The 18,207-nt window shown below is 38.2% G+C and carries 12 protein-coding genes; 7 read left to right on the forward strand and 5 right to left on the reverse strand.

Annotated features, from left to right (window positions below):
• Positions 1–168 precede the first annotated feature (168 nt).
• From ACFFIP_RS00005 to ACFFIP_RS00035, 7 genes are all read left to right on the forward strand, one after another.
• Entirely contained in the window at positions 169–1,785 is a 1,617-nt protein-coding gene (locus ACFFIP_RS00005) for a T9SS type A sorting domain-containing protein (protein WP_382385501.1), read from the forward strand.
• A 227-nt stretch (positions 1,786–2,012) separates the two neighbouring features.
• Entirely contained in the window at positions 2,013–2,699 is a 687-nt protein-coding gene (locus ACFFIP_RS00010) for a hypothetical protein (protein WP_382385502.1), read from the forward strand.
• Positions 2,700–2,910: 211 nt separating this feature from the next.
• Complete coding sequence (locus tag ACFFIP_RS00015; protein WP_382385503.1) at positions 2,911–3,666, forward strand: outer membrane lipoprotein-sorting protein; 756 nt, start codon at positions 2,911–2,913, stop codon at positions 3,664–3,666.
• A complete protein-coding gene (locus ACFFIP_RS00020) occupies positions 3,666–4,898 on the forward strand; it encodes an ABC transporter permease (RefSeq protein ID WP_382385504.1) in 1,233 nt (410 codons plus the stop codon). Before ACFFIP_RS00015 ends, ACFFIP_RS00020 begins: the two co-directional genes overlap by 1 nt.
• Positions 4,895–6,112 (forward strand): ABC transporter permease, encoded by a 1,218-nt coding sequence (locus ACFFIP_RS00025; RefSeq protein WP_382385505.1) that lies wholly within the window; start codon positions 4,895–4,897, stop codon positions 6,110–6,112. The genes ACFFIP_RS00020 and ACFFIP_RS00025 overlap by 4 nt, the downstream gene beginning before the upstream one ends.
• A gap of 11 nt (positions 6,113–6,123) precedes the next feature.
• On the forward strand, positions 6,124–6,816 hold the full coding sequence (locus ACFFIP_RS00030) for an ABC transporter ATP-binding protein (protein WP_382385506.1): 693 nt from the start codon (positions 6,124–6,126) through the stop codon (positions 6,814–6,816).
• On the forward strand, positions 6,806–8,095 hold the full coding sequence (locus ACFFIP_RS00035; RefSeq protein WP_382385507.1) for a hypothetical protein: 1,290 nt from the start codon (positions 6,806–6,808) through the stop codon (positions 8,093–8,095). Before ACFFIP_RS00030 ends, ACFFIP_RS00035 begins: the two co-directional genes overlap by 11 nt.
• Before the next feature lie 23 nt (positions 8,096–8,118).
• On the opposite strand, the gene ACFFIP_RS00040 is transcribed toward ACFFIP_RS00035, so the two are convergent.
• The 5 genes from ACFFIP_RS00040 to ACFFIP_RS00060 all read right to left on the reverse strand — a co-directional run bounded on the left by ACFFIP_RS00040 (position 8,119) and on the right by ACFFIP_RS00060 (position 17,836).
• Positions 8,119–9,000, reverse strand: a complete 882-nt coding sequence (locus ACFFIP_RS00040; protein WP_382385508.1) for an SGNH/GDSL hydrolase family protein — start codon at positions 8,998–9,000, stop codon at positions 8,119–8,121.
• Positions 9,001–9,012: 12 nt separating this feature from the next.
• Positions 9,013–10,467, reverse strand: coding sequence for an MBOAT family O-acyltransferase (locus ACFFIP_RS00045; protein ID WP_382385509.1), 1,455 nt, complete (start codon positions 10,465–10,467; stop codon positions 9,013–9,015).
• 139 nt (positions 10,468–10,606) lie between these two features.
• Positions 10,607–10,948 (reverse strand): response regulator, encoded by a 342-nt coding sequence (locus tag ACFFIP_RS00050; RefSeq protein WP_382385510.1) that lies wholly within the window; start codon positions 10,946–10,948, stop codon positions 10,607–10,609.
• Between the two features lie 38 nt (positions 10,949–10,986).
• Positions 10,987–13,923: a PAS domain S-box protein gene (locus ACFFIP_RS00055; protein WP_382385511.1), complete on the reverse strand. Its 2,937-nt coding sequence runs from the start codon at positions 13,921–13,923 to the stop codon at positions 10,987–10,989.
• A 490-nt stretch (positions 13,924–14,413) separates the two neighbouring features.
• Positions 14,414–17,836 carry a DUF7133 domain-containing protein gene (locus tag ACFFIP_RS00060; RefSeq protein WP_382385512.1) on the reverse strand — a complete coding sequence of 1,141 codons (3,423 nt, stop codon included), beginning with the start codon at positions 17,834–17,836 and terminating at the stop codon, positions 14,414–14,416.
• Between the last annotated feature and the right edge of the window lie 371 nt (positions 17,837–18,207).

An 18,207-nucleotide genomic window follows, 5' to 3' on the forward strand; every position in this document is an offset into this window, starting at 1 on the left:
CAATTGCCAGTCTGATTTTTAAAAACTACCTTAGACATTGTTGTATTTTGTTCAACTCTAAAATAATAATTTTAGAGAAGATCAACAATAAAAAAAGGGTGTCTCGACTTTTCGGACACCCCCTTATCATTTTTAAAATATTTAAATTAGAGAAAATAATCCCGCACCATGAAAAAGATATTGTTTATTCTGGCATTATTATCGGGTTCTATTGTATCAGCCCAAGTAGATTTTTTCCCATACCTACTTGAAATTAACCCTGTTGAAATGCCCAGCTTACCCGGGCTTCATTCTTATGCCCATGCCCAACATGACGGAAAATGGCTAATTATTGGAGGAAGAACTGATGGATTGCACAATCGGACACCCAATACAGCTTTTCCAGCTGCCTCAAATAACACTAATATCTTTGTGATAGATGTTAAAGAAAAGCAATATTGGTCTGCTTCTGTCAACGGTCTTTCCACTAATCTCAAAGAGCAACTTCAAACTACCAACATGAATTTTATTCAGGATGGCAGTAGACTTTATTTTACGGGTGGTTATGCTTTTTCGGCATCAAGAGCCAATCACATCACATTTCCTTTTATTATAGTTGTAGATGTTCCTGGACTGATTCAGGCTGTAATGAATCAGACAGATATTTCTTCCTTTTTTGCTCAAATTCATGATGAAAGATTTGCGGTATCAGGAGGTCAAATGGGCAAAATCGGGGAAACTTTTTACCTGATCGGAGGACACCGTTTCGATGGCAGATATAACCCCGTGGGAGGTCCTTCCTTCACACAAGAATATACCAATCAAATCCGGAAATTTAAAATAGCACCAAATATTGGCCCCTTTGCCATCGTCGAATACGAGACCATTACTGACCCTGTCCATTTAAGACGTCGGGATTATAACCTAGTGCCTCAGATTTTTGCATTTGAAAAACAGGGCTATATGATTTCATCAGGGGTATTCCAGATCAATGCCGATCTGCCATTTTTATATCCCGTAGATATCACGGAGGAGGGTTATACTCCAAGAACAAATTTCAATCAGTACCTGAGTCATTATCATGGAGCTAAAGTTGGAGTTTATGATAAAGAAAACAAGCAGATGCATTCGCTCTTTTTTGGAGGAATGAGTCAGTATTACTACGAAAATGGAGAACTGATACAGGACAATCTTGTACCTTTTACCAAAACCATCAGCAGAGTCACTAGGTATGAAGATGGCAATTTACAGGAATATTTAATCCCTGTCGAAATGCCGGGGTTACAAGGTGCCAGTGCTGAATTTATTCCTAATTTGACCTTGCCTATCTATGACAATAAAGTGGTCAAGCTATCCGAAATCAAGGAAGAATCTATCCTATTGGGGCATATTTATGGAGGGATAAGCAGTCCCACCCGAAATCCTTTTGCCAATAATCAGACCAATACCACCACAGCTAATCCTTCAATTTATGAAATCAAATTGATCAAAAGTCCGATTTCAGGCATTCCACCTATTGATGGAAGTAATCCTTTTGATGTTTTGGTATTCCCTAATCCTTTTGAAGATAAGATTACTGTGAGGTTCCATTTGGACAAAACTACAAAAACAGACTACTACCTGACCAATATCCATGGACAGATCATCAAACAAGGAGAATTTACCAATCAAGCAAAAGGGAGAAATGAACTGATAATCAACATCCCCAATCATCCCAGTATTCAATTTTTAATTCTTACTATTGTTTTTGAGGACAAATTTTACGTTTCCAAAAAAATTCTTAAAAATCAGTTATTTCCTGATTAAACGTTTTTATATTACGAAATACAATTTTTTATACTTGAAATTATTTTTTTTGAACACGAATGGTTTTTATTTTAAGCAAACTTTACTTAAAATTGCAAATTAAATTATAAACAATTGTATATGCATGACGTTAATCTTTTTTAAAAATAAAACGGGAAGCAATTTAAATCCGCCATCTCTTCTAAAAAAGTACGTCTTATTTGATTAAGCCCTAAGTTATAATCATCATGAAAAAAATCTTTTATATATTATTCTTATTATTTTCAACTATATCAATTACCCAAGCGCAATCCAATAGAACAGATAAATTGGGAGTTGGATTAGGGCCGTCTGTTTTATATGGGGACAATACGGGTATTTTTTCAGATCTCAGATTCAAAGTGCTCCCTGCTTTAAGCGTTGATTATAATAGATTTATCGATACACATTTCGATGTTAGAGGCACATTGGGATGGCAGATGATAGGAAGTGGAGATTTTTATAGTGAAGGACTGATTGAAAAAATTGCATTGGCAGGATACCCTCATGCGTTTAAAGGAAGCTTGATTTATGGTGATGTCATGCCTATTTATCATATCAATCCCGACAAAAGGGGATTTTTACCTTCTTTAGTGAAAGTGTATACCGGACTGGGAGTTGGATTTTTTCATTCTCTAAGAAAAGATGAAAGGCGTATTTATAATGGTGCTGAATTTTCTACAGAATCTTACAATGCATCCAATACAAATATCTATTTCCCTTTTAGGGTAGGCGCATTTATCAACATGCCTGAAATTAAAGGAGATTTAGGGATTGAGGGCACATTGATGATCAGTCCTTTTGGAAATATGGAGGGAAATAGTTTACAGCAGAAAATAATAAAATCTGATATTGCTGCGCAATTTCAAGTTACTTACAGGTATCATCTACAATGATTTCAATACGCCAAATACCGAATACAAAATTTTAAAAGATGGGCAACTACCACCCATCTTTTTTCTTTTTCGGGTAGTTTTTCTCCTTTAGATATGGACCTCACAATGAACTTATAATTTTGATTGTTTTCATTGGATTTACAGCATTTTTTTTTGAACTTAAAAGTATAATTAACTGAAATCCAAACCAGTGGGTTCCATCCTTTACTTTATGACTATTCAAATCAAAATCATTTTCCTATTGCTTACAGCCGTACTCCTTCCCGGGCTAAACTTTGGTCAAACTGCCAAAGAAATAATTGAAAAAATGGATAAAAAGATGAGAGGAGAAACCATACAGGTAGAAATTGAAATGGATATTGTGCGGCCAAGGTTTTCAAGAACGGTGGGTATTAAGTCATGGGCCAAAGGAAAAGATTATTCGATGATTTTGATCACTTCCCCGGCAAGAGACAAAGGAACTTCCTACCTCAAAAGGCAAAAAGAAATATGGAACTGGGTCCCTACGATAGAAAGAACCATCAAACTTCCCCCTTCTATGATGTCACAATCCTGGATGGGCTCGGATTTTACAAATGATGACCTTGTGAAGGAAAGTTCTGTGGTTGAAGATTATGACCACAGTATCCTGAAATCAGAAAAATACCAGAACAGTGACTGTCATGTCATTCAGATGATCCCAAAGCCTGATGCAGCAGTAGTTTTCGGAAAAGTACTTGTTTGGGTTGATAAAGAGTTGTTTGTAGAACTTAAAGTAGAAAACTATGATGAATATGATAATTTGGTCAGCACAATTTTCGCCTATGATATCCAAAAAATGGATGATCGTGAAATTCCTACCAGGATGGAAATGATCCCTGCCGATAAGCCCAACCAAAAAACTGTTTTACGCTATAAAAACATGATTTTCGATAAACCTATTGACGATAGTTTCTTTTCTGTACAGCGAATGAAAGACCTGAGATAATGAAGCTTTCTCTTATCAGCAAGATGGCATGCCGCAATTTGTGGCGAAACAAACGGCGCACCCTGATCACCTCCGGATCGGTGATGTTTGCCTTGGTTTTGGCCCTTTTTACTGATTCCATGACCAAAGGGAGCCATGAACAAATGATTGGAAATACCCTGAAATTTGGAACAGGATACCTACAAATTCAGGACACTGCTTATTTCGAATCACCCTCCCTTGATTTAGGTTTTGAACTGCCGGAAGAACTGATGTCACAATTTTCCACATCATTTGGAAATGAGGCCTATCTAATACCAAGAATTGAGTCCTTCATCTTGGCAGCAGGAGAAATTAATACAAGAAGTGCCTTTGTGATCGGAATAATCCCGGAATTGGAAAACCGTATGAATGGCTTTCTGAAATTCCTTCAAAAAGGCAGATTATTTGAAAAAGGAAAGCAGGAATTGTTGATAGGCCAAGGCCTCGCCCAAAGACTCTCTCTGAATGTTGGAGACACTTTAGTATTGGTGGGACAGGGTTTTCAGGGAATACAGGCAGCAGGAAAATATACGATTTCAGGATTGGTAGATCATCCCATGGAAGGGATGAACAATCAGATCATATACATGGACCTGGATGAGGCCGCATGGCTTTTCTCCATGGACAATAGGGTAAGCCACTATCTGATCATGAGTCAGGATGATGTTAAGTCCTTAGAGATCCAAAGAACCCTGATGCAATCCCTGGAAAAAGAAGGCTTGACAATATTACATTGGAAGGAACTTCAACCAGATCTTGTCAAAGCACTTGTATTTGACTTAGCATCGGGCCGGGTGATGCAGTTAATTTTATATCTGGTAATTTCCTTTGGGATTTTCGGAACTGTACTGACCATGACATTAGAAAGACAAAAAGAGTTTGCCATTCTGGTCAGTTTAGGGATGAAACGCCATCTTTTGGCCATGCAATGCTTCTTGGAAACCATTATGATCAGCTTAATAGGGGTCATATTTGGTCTGATTTTAGGTTTACCTGTGCTGATCTATTTTTTTCACAACCCTATTCCATTGACAGGTGATTTATCCGATTTGGTAAAGGAATATGGCATGGAACCCTATTTGCCGTTTTCACTTTCCCATGAAGTGTTTGTTTTTCAGGGTCTAGTCATGCTCATCATTTCTTTGATTATCACAACCTACCCTGTTTGGCGCAGCATGACTTTCCCAATCCTTGAAAACCTAAGAAGATGAAAATGATCCTGACATTGGCCTGGAGGAATATATGGAGAAACAAAGGCAGAAGCCTTGCACTGATGCTGTCTGTTTTGTTTGGAATGGCTTGTGGACTGATGCTTCTCGGACTATATGCAGGTTTTATCAACCAAAGATTCGAAAGCCTGATTTTAAACCAGGTTTCACATGTTCAGATCCATGCAGAAAATTACATCCGTGAACAGGAAAGTTCCATTACTATCGCAAATGAAAATTCATTGCTTCAATTTCTTGACACACTTCCCCAAAAGAAAGGCTATGCGTCCAGAACTTTGTCTTTTGGTATGCTTGCCTCCGGGCATAATTCGATTGGTGTCAAAATCATGGGAGTCAACTCTGATGAAGAAGTCAATATTACCCGATTTCATGATAACTTGGTAGAAGGCAAATTCCTGTCGGATGATATGAAATACCCTATCTATATTTCAAGCAAAGCGGCTAAAAAACTTAAGGTAAAATTAGGTGGTAGAGTGGTGCTTACATTTCAAAGAATTGACAATGAAATTACTGCTGCCGCTTTTAGGGTAGATGGCATCTTTAAAAGCTCAAATGCAGAATTCGATAATACACATGTCATGGTCAAAAGAGAAGACCTTCAGGAATTATTAGCGGGCGAACCAATCATACATGAGGTTGCCATCTTGCTTAACAACCAAGATTTCGCCAATCAGAGTGCTGCTTATATTAGCCAAAATTTCCCGGATTTAGACACTAGAAGTTGGGAAGACATATCGCCGGAACTAAGGATTTTGGTCGAACAGGGAAGTTACATTCTTTACATCTTTATCATCATCATCTTATTGGGATTGGCATTTGGCATCTTAAACACCATGTTAATGGCTGTTTTCGAACGCATGCAGGAATTGGGTATGCTAATGGCTATAGGTATGAACAAAACCAGAATTGCCTCCATGATCATACTGGAAACAGTCTACCTGACTTTGATTGGAGGGGTCTTGGGGATTGCATTGGGACTGTTAATCGTACAGTACTTTGAAAAAGAAGGATTGGATCTCTCAAATTTTGCAGATGCATTGGCCCAGTTTGGTTATGAAGCTGTTGTATTTCCTAATGTTACCCAACAAGATATCATTGTGGTGCTGATCCTTGTAATCATCACTTCGGTTTCTTCAGCAATCATCCCCACCTTGAGGGCAATTTACCTTAATCCAGCAGAGGCAATCAGAAAATAAACGATACTATCATGGCAATTATACGGACTGAAAATTTATTCAAAATCTATAATGAAGATACCATCCCTGTCTTTGCCCTGAAAGATCTTAGTATCTCTTTTGAACTTGGGGAATTCAGTGCAGTTGTAGGTCCATCGGGCTCCGGAAAGACCACCTTACTCAATATGATTGGTGGATTGGATATTCCTACCCGGGGCAAGGTATGGATAGATGGTACAGATATCGCTACCTTGAAGAAAAATGAGCTGATTGATTTCAGGATGATGAATATAGGTTTTGTATTCCAGTCATTCAACTTGATACCCGTGCTGACTGCCATTGAGAATGTAAGTTTTATCATGGAACTACAGGGAATGCCCCAAAATGAAATAAAACAAAGAGCCATTCAGGTATTGGAAGAAGTGGGTTTAGCAGATAAACTGCACAGCAGGCCTTCAGAACTTTCTGGCGGACAACAACAAAGGGTAGCTGTCGCAAGGGCATTGGCTTCCAGGCCAAAGTATGTTTTGGCAGATGAACCTACCGCTAACCTTGACGGCAAATCAGCCATGAATTTATTGGATATAATGGCCCGATTGAACCAAGAAGAGGGTATGACTTTTATATTCAGTACACATGACCAAAGGGTTATCGAAAGAGCCCGACGAGTGGTGACATTGGTAGATGGTGCTCTACATGAAGATTTAAAGAAAAATGGACTGTAAATATTTCCTTGCCGTCCTTTTCCTCCTGTTGGCAATTCCAAAGACTGTATATAGCCAGAACAGGTTATTTTTCACTTCCCATCAAGAAGACTTTGATTCAGAATGGGATTCTATATCATCGCTCCGCAAAAAAACAAATCATTCTTATAGTGACACCATTCCCCTAAGCCAAGTAGATGAACCTGAAAAGAATGGAAAACTTACTATCAATGGCTATCTCAAGTACCTCCCATCCTATCGAAAAAGTTCACTTTTTGAAAGGGCCCTTTTTGACCAATTGCTACATAACAGACTGAACTTCAAAAAAGATATTCATGATAATTTCACCTTTCAGGGCAGTTTGAGGACACGGTTTTTTTATGGTCGAACCATCGAAGAATTTCCCGTTTTCAAAGAATTTATCGATAATGACTTTGGAGCCTTGGATTTAAGCAAGGTAATCTGGAGCGGCCGCCAACACATTCTACATACCACTATAGATCGATTCAATTTCACTTATAAAACAGACAAATGGGAACTCCGGCTGGGAAGACAGAGAATAAATTGGGGCATCAACCTCGTTTCCAACCCCAATGACCTGTTCAACACTTATTCTTTTTTTGATTTTGATTATGAAGAAAGACCGGGAACAGATGCAATTAGATTCCAATATTTCACTGGAGATCTGAGTAGATTTGAAATAGCATATGCACCAGGTAAAAACAAGCATGAAAGTGTTGCTGCTGCTTATTACAGTTTTAATTCCAATGGCTATGACATTCAATTTATTTCGGGCGTATTTAAAAATCGCTGGACTGGTGGTATTGGATGGGCAGGAAGTATCAAAAACACAGGTTTTAAAGGTGAACTAAGCTATTTTAGAGATTTGCAGCCTATTGCAGGCAGGGAAGCTGGTAATATTGTTGCAGGTATATCTGCTGACCATATTCTTTCCAATGGTACTTTTTTGGTCATTGAGTACCTTTATAACCAACCTAGATCAGGAGTAAGCCAGGACGTCCTATTACTCACCCAACCACTTCAGGCCGACAATTTGTCATTTTCCGATCATTCCATTTTTTTCCAAGCCCAATATCCCATATCGCCAATTTTAAACGCTGGTGCCGCAACAATCTATTATCCAAGCGAGAAGGCTGTTTTCCTCAGTCCAAGCATTACAGGAAACATCGTCAAAAATTTAGATCTATTATTGATAGGACAATTTTTTACTGGTTCATCCAGTTCATTTTTCTCCCAAACCGGTAGCCTTATTGCAGCATCCTTGAAATGGAACTTTTAAATCAACCTTATGATCAGCAAAAATCAATCTTCCTCCTTCAACTCAAATTCCTTTAAAATTTCTGCAAACTCCTCTCCTCCTTCTGCGTCTAAATGGTCCTGATCACGAAACAATTCATCTTTACCTAAATACAAAGAGTCAAAATCCAGCACCTTCAATCCATGCGCCAGGAATAGACTATCTGCATTGTAACTCAGATCACGTTTTGCTTCTAAATATTCTTCCGTCAAAGGAAACCGAATACCGATCACTTCAATGTTATGTTCTTCACATTTTTCGATGATCCGCATTAAGGATGCCAGAAGTTTTTCTGAAGGATTTTGACCTTCAAAATACTGTTGTATCCTTTCTTCACTTTTTCTTCTTTGGGTCAAATCATCTAGTTTCTCCCATGGAACCCTTTTTCCACCTCCCCATTTGCCTGGATTTAAAAGCTCATTGACCAGGAAATTCTTGATTACCAAAGCATACTTCGGGTTTAAAAATGGCAGGTAATACTCCAGGTATTTTGCTTTGAAGTAATTTGCCTGAGAAGTAAATTCCTCTTTGGATGCATAAAAAACCGACCTGTCAAGATTATTCAGATTTTCTCTAGAAGGAGACAAAGTATGGTCATCTACACTAAGCCATACAGACTTGATTGAAGATTGTTGGATCAGAAAATCAAGCTTCCTTTCCATATCCAAATAAGATTCACTGTGTTCTGAAAAATTGTAAACATCCACAATCTCCAGAATATCAGCTAAGGGAATGCCATGGGAATCCGCCAACAGATAGGTGTCATGGTCCAATTCGTATTGATCATACTTCTTGATGTAGAAGAACTTGATTATAATGAACAAAAACACGTTCAATATGAACAAGACCAGAAAAGCTACAGCTGAAAACTTCAAAAATTTCTCCATCGCTCAAATGTTTTAAAACTGAAAATAGATAAACTCAAGCTCTACATCTGTATTGCCAAAAATATAAATTAACAGGACCAATCCGGAATAAACAGTCCATTTCCCAAAAACCCCTAGTTTATAGCCAACATGACTAAGAGCAAATTCCCTTTCTCTGCCTCTCCATTCCATCCAGATAAAAAACACAATCAGCCCTAACATCACATATACATCCTGCATATGGTTAAGGTTTGGCAGTTCAATAATACTGGTAGAAAACATGCCTTTTAAGTAATTCCAGGCATGGTGTATATTTTCTGCCCGAAACAACACCCAGGCGATGGTAATCAGAACAAAAGTCGTCAAAATATGAAGCCCTTCTTTGAACCCAACAAGTTTTTTTCCCTTTGCAACTACATCCAAATGCTGTCTGTGACCACCTGACAACAATGACGGCAGGAAATAAAGAGCATTCAATAAACCCCAAGCCAAAAAAGTCCAATTGGCACCATGCCAAAATCCACTTACAAGGAAGATGATAAAGGTATTCCGGATTTTAAACCAATTATTGCCTTTGCTGCCTCCTAAGGGTATATAAAGGTAATCCCGAAACCAAGTGGACAAGGAAATATGCCAGCGTCGCCAAAATTCTGCCACATCCCTAGAAAAATAGGGAAAGGCAAAATTTTTCATCAGATCAAAGCCAAATAACCGCGCTGTACCAATAGCAATATCTGAATAGCCTGAAAAATCCCCATAAATCTGCAATGCAAAAAAGAATGCTCCCAACCAAAGTGCACTGCCATTATATGCCTGTTCATTGGCAAAAACTGCATTTACAATTACAGCTGCATTATCAGCAATGACCATCTTTTTGAATAATCCCCAAATAATCTGCTTAATGCCTAAGATCGCCAAACCAAAATCAAAACTCCTGGGATGATAAAACTGGGGTAATAAATGCGTGGCCCTTTCGATAGGACCTGCCACCAATTGGGGGAAGAAACTGATAAAGGCTGAGAATGCTATAAAATCCTTAGTTGGCTGAAGTTTGTTACGGTACACATCAATGGTATAACTCATCGTCTGAAAAGTATAAAAACTGATTCCTACCGGCAGTATTATGGATAATGAATAAGACTCAAATTCGTATCCTAAAAAATTAAAAGCCTGTTGGAAATTGTCTACAAAGAAGTTGTAATACTTAAAAAAACCCAGGAAACCCAGATTGACCAGCACACTGAGTGTCATCAAACCTTTTCTGACTTTTTTATCCTGACTTTTGTCCAATTGCAGACCTACCCAAAAATCCACAAGGGTACTGAACAAGATCAAACTCAAAAATCTCCAGTCCCACCATCCATAAAACACGTAACTCGCCAATACCAATAAGACATTCTGCCTTTTGAAACTACCCCTAAAGATCATCCAATAAAGAATGAATACTGTTGGCAGGAAAATGGCAAAATCAAGCGAGTTAAATAACATAAAGAGGCAATACTTTAAAATCAGGCAATCAAAGCAAAATTAATAAAGTCTTGCCATTTCCAAATCTTTTCAACCAACTAGCTGTTTTAATTAACCTTAAACCCTTTGCTTGACTCGAAATACCTTAAACACTTCCAAGCTATGAGTCCCCTTTGTTTTGTTTAAACCTATTCATCAATAGATTAATTGCATCTGCATTCAAAGGTTTGGTCAAGTAATCAACTACCAAAGGATATTTTCTAGCCAATTGTTTGTCTGACTCGTCTACAGAAGATGTCAGCATGATCACTTCAATATAGGAAAGAAGTTCCATTTTTGACAATTCATCCAAAAATTCCCATCCGTTCATCTCTGGCATATTGATATCCAATAAAATAGTAAAGCCCTGATCTGGTAAATTTTTTTCCTTTAGATATGAAAGTGCGGAAAGAGCAGACATGAAAACATGAGGATTTTCATGAAGCCCGTTTTTGGTGATCATTTTTTTGTGAACCATTTGAACTACCATGTCATCATCAATCAACAGCAAGTCAATCTGAGATGGTTTTTTCTTTCCTTATCTTTATATTCGGAAGCCTTGATTTCATCCAGATTAAGCTGACTTGTTTTAGCTGATATCTGTTTGATAATTTCATCGATTTCACATGCAGAGCTGAGGATTTCATTTCTGATAAACTTCTTTTCTTTACGGTCAAGGTCTTCTTCTTCTAGCAAATCAAACAGCCCCATCATCCTTGCCAATGGTGCCCTGACTATATGTGACTGTTCCCATGCAATTTCCTGCAATAAACTGTTTTGGTTTTCTACAGTTTGCAAATACTCATTTCTCTCAGTAATATCATGGACAATAGAATGAATGAGTTCTTTCTCCCCGATTTTCAGTACACTGGCAAAAACCTCCACATCCCTGATTGACCCATCTGACCGTTTATTCTTAAACTCATACCTTTGCCTATTGGTCTGCCTGACCTTTTGTATTTTTTTATCCAGATCTGTCTTGGACACATTGATGTCTTCCAATTTCAAGGTTAAAAACACTTCTTTTGAATAGCCATAATATGAAGCGGCCGCTTCATTTACGTCAACAAAACGCCTTGAATTGGGATCAAACAAATACATAGGAGAAGCATTTTTTTCAAATATGGTCTTGAATCTTTCCTCACTATCCTTCAATACCAATTCGGCCATTTTCCTATTTGTCACTTCAGTACTGATACCTGCCACTCCAATTGTATTTCCTACTTTGTCTTTAAAAGGAAATTTAATGGTTTCATAATATTTCTTTTTACCATGGATCAACAACTCCTCTTCCTTGTAAAGAACCCGCTTCTTCTTAAAAACAAATTCATCATTTTCTTCAATTGCCATGATGTTTTGTTCATTTTTGGTTGAAAAAATCTCCCTATCCTTCTTACCAATAGCCTTATCCCTTTTTACACCTGATGTCTTTTCCCACTTTTTATTGACCAGTAAATACTGGCCTTTGAGGTTTTTAACATAAAACAGTGATTCATTATTTTCAATAATATCAGCCAGAAACTGTTGTTTTTCCATCAATTCGCTGGAGAGTTTAAACCTTTTTTTAACACTTGCCAACATGTCTGCAAAAACCTTCAAAAGATCCTCTTCCAATGATGAATAATGGTGTTTATCCTTCACAAAATCCAATCCCACAAATCCTATACAATTCAAATCATCCATCAGAGGGATTGTGATCAGACTTTTTATACCCTGGGGTTCCAGAATACTTTTCAAATGACTATTTTCATCAAGGCCGGCCACATCATAGACGATCAATGTCTCCCCTTTTTTATGTGTATTTACCCAATCCGGAATTTCTTCAAGGGGTACGTTTTGCAAAATTTCGACCTGAGGTTCATTACCCTCAGCACACCATTCATGGGTATTGGAGCAGGTCATCCGCTCAAAATCATAACTAAAAATGTAAAATCTATCAGCCTGGATAAATTCCCCTAATTCTGCCAATGAGTTCTGAATGGCTTCATCAAATAAATCTGGTTCTACAGAAATATAAGTTGAAGAAATCTTCATCAGAAGATCCTGAAGTTTACCGTGCAAAATAATCTGATCCTCATTTTTTTTCCTTTCGGAAACATCTACAAAAAAACCAATCAGGTATTGAAGTTCTCCCTGCTCAAAAACCCCTTCTCCAAACTCCTCAATCCAAACCCAATGTCCATTTTTATGGCGCATCCTGTAATTCAGGTGATATGGTTTCTTATTATGAACTGCATCACTCAAAACCTTTCTGGCTACTACATGATCTCCCGGATGATACAGACTTTCAAAATCTGGGTTATCTACCAGAATTTCTTCTGTTGTATATCCCAGTATATCATAAACTTTCTCGCTGATATAATCTGCGGAATAACTTCCTTTAAACTTCCCTAAATATGCAGCTCCAGGCAAATTCTCGACTAATTTTCTGAATTTTATATCATTAGCTTTTCTGGCTTCCTGATCCCTCCTTTTTTCAGTAATATCAGTAATAGTGGTCAAAACCCTATCCGGCTTTTTGGAATTATTTGAAAACTCCGGTATTGAATTGACCAATATCCATATAAAATCCTTTAAATCCGGTCGATAAACCCCCATTTCAACATTTACCTGCGGATTGCCGGAACTAAAAACCACATGCGCAGGAAATTCCTGATTGGGTAATTTTGAACCATCTGCATAGACCAAATACCATGAGTTTGGTATGGGTTCTTCACCATTTAATTGCTCTAGTGTAAGTCCTAAGATCCTTGACGCCTGAGTATTGGCTTTAATGATTCTTCCTGTCCAATCCTGATAAATCACACCCTGCGACATGGATTCAAAAAGATTGGCGAATTCAGCCTCACTTTGAACAATCTTAATTTCCTGATCATGTTTGATGATGGCGTTTCCAATAACATTGGAAAGAACTTTGAGCAAGGAAATTTCCCTTTCTGAAAAAATTTTCCTTTTCGAAACCGAATCAAAACCGATTAATCCAATTTTGGAGCCTCCTCCAAATAATGGAAGCATCAAAAATGATTTGATATCTTGGTTATAGAAATGTAAGAAAAGGGGCTTATTATACTGGAAAACAGAAATATCTGGAATATTGGCATTACCTTCTTTTTGTATTAAAGTTCTTATAGGCTGATATAGGTCAAATGGGACATGTTGGAGATTATCAATCTGTGGACTTATATTTTCCTGACACCATTCATATGTATTGGTATACAAATGAAGTTCTTCATTTCTGATAAAAATATAAACCCTTTCCACATCTATAGCTTCCCCTACTGTCTTCAGTATTTTACTGATGGTAGAATCAAAGTCTTTTGGCTGGATATGAAAAAATTCTGTTGTAAGTGTTAAAATCAAATCCTGAAAACTCAATAATTCCTCTAAAGAATCTACATCATTGTTTTTTTCATCAAAGTTGAAGTCGTCGGTTTTCATATAATCAAATTAGACAAAAGATTGGCAAAAATCAATAAAGACTAAAGACTTTTGACTTTTTTCGTCCCACCTAATACACCTCAAATGTACTAAGCTGTCTCTTATAAAGGACAACCCCATCTTATTTTATTAAGGTAATTGCATTTATTTGTTTATGAACATCAGTATAAAAACTTAAGATAAATCAATCTGCGATTCAGACGGATGGTTAATCGAATCATACATTTTGTTGTTTTTAATGATACTACATTCTTTAGTCTATTATGATAACTTTAAGATTACTAAAGCTTAACAAACAATCAAACAAATGACCTAAAAAATACTCTTCATAACACATTTGGTTCAATTATCGCCGCAAAAACAGAAACTGTATATCAGAAGGTTTTTCTAAATGAAAAAGATCAGGAACATCCGTTAAATAACCTGTCCCTGATCTTCATTGATTGATAAAAATGACTTTAACTAAATCCAAATTGGATTTATGTTGGACTTAATGAAAATCCTCTTTCAAAGTTGCCAAATAAGCAACCAAATCCCTAATTTCCCTCCTGCTTAATACAGCTTTCATGTCTGGCATACTGGAAGGGGCATTTTTTCTTTCCTTCACATTTGATTTTCTAATTAAGGTGTCCGCTTTGTTGCCTTGCTTCATCAACAAGGTCTGGGCTGTCTCTTCACCGAGAATTCCTGTAACTCTCTGGCCATTATCAAGATCTAATGTGACAATTCCGTATCCTGGAGCAATCCGTTTACTTGGATCTATTAGTGATTCCAACAATTCCTGCCTACTGAGTTTTCTTCCGATGCCATTCATGCCAGGACCTACATTTCCACCCATGTCATCATAAGCATGGCAGCGCATGCATTGACCTGTTTGGGATTGGAAGAAAATAGACCTTCCTTTGATCACATCCCCTCCGTTCAAACTACTTTGATAAGATGCCAAAATATCGCCCTTCCACATTTGCTCAGCTGCTTTTTGATACTGTTGCTGTAAGGTTTCACTACTGCTAGATTCGACTGCTTCAGACAGCTCCAATAAGATTTCCTGATCAATTCTTCCGTTGGACATTTGTGCTATCAAACCTTCAAATGTCGTTTGTGTAAACCCTACCGGTATCTTTCCCAAAGCCACCAAAGCAGCTTGTTTTTCTTCTGTAGTTCTTTTTTCAATAACATCTGTTAAAAGACTTACTTTCAAATCTTTATCAATATCCAGTTGATCCAATAATGTAAGACCTGCCACCCTCACGGTTTTATCCTTGTCTGCCATGGCTTTTTCAATCGCCTCTGCAGCATTTTGACCTTGCATTTTTGCCAAAGATTGTACCGCTGCAATCTTTACTGCTGAGGATGGATCGCTACCCACCATCGCAAGAAGCTGCACCGATCCTGATTCAACACCTAATTTACCTATAGCTTTAACAGTACTCAATCTCAGGTTTTCCTCCTTTGAAGACAGTAATTGGATTAAAGAAGAAGAGGCAGCAGTTCTAACCAAAGCAGCATCTCTCTTGACATCTCCTCTATATCTTCCATCTACCCTATCCAAGACAGAAGGCTTGGTCCAGGTCCCAAAAGCATCTATAGCTTCCTGTCTCAAAACCAATGGGGCTTTGGGATCAAGCATATAAGACAATAAGTTTTGCATGGCTTTTTCAGTACCCACTCTTAGGTTTGCATTAATGGCTCTCCTGATCAAAGGCTCATTCGTAAATTTCGTGGTAGCCAAAAGATTACCCAATTCAGGGAGTGCTCCTTCAATTGAAAAATCATCATTAATGGCCCTCGCTGCTTCAGTGACGATATATTCGTTATGATCAATTAAAAACTCTTTGATGCCCTCATGCTCTAATCTTCTCAAAGCCAATACCGCTCCCAAACGAACTGCATCACTGTAATGATTGGACAAAGCTACCAAACCCTCAGGTTCATTTAACCTCGACAGGGCTAAAGATGCCGCATGTCTGATATAGGCATCCTCATCGTCATTATTCTCCAAAAGATCTATGAGTGAATTGAAGCCGGGTTTGTATTCCATTCTGCCAATGGCTTCTGCGCCAAAAAACCTGGCTCTTGGATAATCATCCACCAAAAGGGCAAGCATAAACTCTCCCGCCTCTTTATATTTGATGTCCCCAAGCCATTTGGCAGCCTGGGCGCGGATTTCAGGATCAGTATCTTTAAGTAAAGGCACCAAGGTCTTGGCAAATTTCATGTCCTTAGTCCGGGCAATTTGGCTCATCCCTACTATGGCATTGACCCTTGCCAATTGATTTTCCTTTTGATTCATCACCTTTTCGAAGACAGCAGCACCTTTCTCACCTCTTTTGGCAAGTTCAAACTGGGCTTTCCTCCTGATCCTTTGGTCTTCGTAGAATAAATGTTCCTCCAATTCAGCTTCGGACATTTTTTTATAATCCAATTTGATCAGCCGTTCTGTTTCTTTTCTTGCTTCCCAGTTTTTCCCTTCTTCATCTTCAATCTTCCAAACCCTTCCATAATTCTTATTCCCCCAACCACTGATCCAATCCGCTGCATACAATGCGCCATCTGGACCAAAAGCTATGCCTGTCGGCAGCATTCCACTCTGGATCATTTCGGTCTCCTTCAGCTCAAATGTTGCCCCTTGCTGCTGCAGTTTAAAGGCATGTATTCCGGAACGGGCTGCATTGCCCACAAATTCCACCACAAAAAATGAATTTTTCCACCTCGGGCCTAAAGCTGTACCTGGATTATACAACATCCCTGTAGGACCGTTGACATAGTTGATGATACAAGGAGTGATATAAGCAGCCTGACCTTCATGACGGGGCTTGTACATATTTTCATCCATCCAAACTTTGTATGTATTGTTGTCCGGATCCCTGTATTTGCCAAACTGCCAGTTGATCCGCCAACCAGTATCAGAACCGTTGACCAAGTAAACCAAGCGCTCACTCTCCCCTCTGTGGTCACCATCATTGTCCACAGATATTAGGTTATTGTAATCATCAAATACAAACTCGTGGGTATTTCTGACGCCCATGGCAAAAACTTCGAAATCTGAACCATCCGGGTTGGCCCGTACGACCACTCCTCTATTGGGATATTTCCACTCTTTTCCATCAGGACCTTTGCCATTGAAACCAATGTCACCAATTGCCCAGTAAATCCGTCCATCAGGTCCGACAGTAGCACCTGACATCCCATGCGCCCCGAAGCCAATATGGATGCCATATCCATGTGAAATAGCGGTTTTCTCATCAATAACACCATCTCCGTTTTTATCTTTCAAACGCCAGAAATCCGGGCCTACACCGACAAACAAATCGTCTTCATGCTTTAAAACCGCTGCAGCGATATCGGTCACTTCTTCATGGAAATCTTCAATCATCTTTTGGGACCAGTCTGCCAATCCATCTCCATTAGTGTCCTTGATTTGGTAGACACTTTCTTTGATTACCAACATGTCCCTCCAGTCATGGGAACCATCACCATTGAAATCTTTCAGCCAGGTGTTTTCCTGACTTCTTTCCGGTGAAAGCTCTTTCCTTAAAAATGCCCTTTTATCTTCTACAGATTGTAGTGAAATAGACTCTATTTCCCAGTTTTGATGGCCTCTTATATCAAACTCGACTTTACCAAGCCTGTCCGAACTGGTATAGTATAATGTCCCGTACTCATCCATATCGATGGATATGGGGTCAACAATCAGGGAATCTACCGCCCAAAGGGACATAGAGAGTCCATCTTTAAGCGTCGGATTCATTGTAGATTCAATTTCTGAAGCCATTTTCCTGACTTCCTCATGGTCCATTTGCTTTATTCTTAAATCAACGGGTTCCGAAGGAGATTTTTTACAGGACCAAAAAATGATGGTGCACAATCCTGCCATCAAACTGAATGGAAGAGATCTTACAATAGTTTTCATAGGTTTGTTCTGGTTTATTGTATTGAAAATGAAATATAGAGAAAAAACACAAAAATTTCTTTTCTCCACAATTTTGTAATCAACCAAACTTTTTTATTGGTAGAATGAGGTGATGAATAATACTTATTGGTAAGAATAATTATTATCCCTTGGTAATAGAAACTGAAGGCCAATTCAAAATCAAATCATCTCCTTCTCAACAAAGCCATAACTTCCTATTATTCCTTGCCCATCATAATTGATCCTCCTTATGCTCCAATAAACTTATTTCTTGGCCCTTTGTACTTAGTAAATGGTACTTGGTACCTGGTACAATTTTAATTTTTTCACATAGCCCTTCTATCAAACCATTGTTGGGGAAGTCTAGCTTT

The organism is Fontibacter flavus, from assembly GCF_042432905.1.
Lineage (GTDB): Bacteria > Bacteroidota > Bacteroidia > Cytophagales > Cyclobacteriaceae > Fontibacter > Fontibacter flavus.

Excerpts from the sequence above, each read along its gene's own strand:
- ACFFIP_RS00005 (WP_382385501.1), top strand. The coding sequence starts at position 169 with ATGAAAAAGATATTGTTTATTCTGGCATTATTATCGGGTTCTATTGTA.
- ACFFIP_RS00010 (WP_382385502.1), top strand. The coding sequence starts at position 2,013 with ATGAAAAAAATCTTTTATATATTATTCTTATTATTTTCAACTATATCA.
- ACFFIP_RS00015 (WP_382385503.1), top strand. The coding sequence starts at position 2,911 with ATGACTATTCAAATCAAAATCATTTTCCTATTGCTTACAGCCGTACTC.
- ACFFIP_RS00020 (WP_382385504.1), top strand. The coding sequence starts at position 3,666 with ATGAAGCTTTCTCTTATCAGCAAGATGGCATGCCGCAATTTGTGGCGA.
- ACFFIP_RS00025 (WP_382385505.1), top strand. The coding sequence starts at position 4,895 with ATGAAAATGATCCTGACATTGGCCTGGAGGAATATATGGAGAAACAAA.
- ACFFIP_RS00030 (WP_382385506.1), top strand. The coding sequence starts at position 6,124 with ATGGCAATTATACGGACTGAAAATTTATTCAAAATCTATAATGAAGAT.
- ACFFIP_RS00035 (WP_382385507.1), top strand. The coding sequence starts at position 6,806 with ATGGACTGTAAATATTTCCTTGCCGTCCTTTTCCTCCTGTTGGCAATT.
- ACFFIP_RS00040 (WP_382385508.1), bottom strand. The coding sequence starts at position 9,000 with ATGGAGAAATTTTTGAAGTTTTCAGCTGTAGCTTTTCTGGTCTTGTTC.
- ACFFIP_RS00045 (WP_382385509.1), bottom strand. The coding sequence starts at position 10,467 with ATGTTATTTAACTCGCTTGATTTTGCCATTTTCCTGCCAACAGTATTC.
- ACFFIP_RS00050 (WP_382385510.1), bottom strand. The coding sequence starts at position 10,948 with ATGATCACCAAAAACGGGCTTCATGAAAATCCTCATGTTTTCATGTCT.
- ACFFIP_RS00055 (WP_382385511.1), bottom strand. The coding sequence starts at position 13,923 with ATGAAAACCGACGACTTCAACTTTGATGAAAAAAACAATGATGTAGAT.
- ACFFIP_RS00060 (WP_382385512.1), bottom strand. The coding sequence starts at position 17,836 with ATGAAAACTATTGTAAGATCTCTTCCATTCAGTTTGATGGCAGGATTG.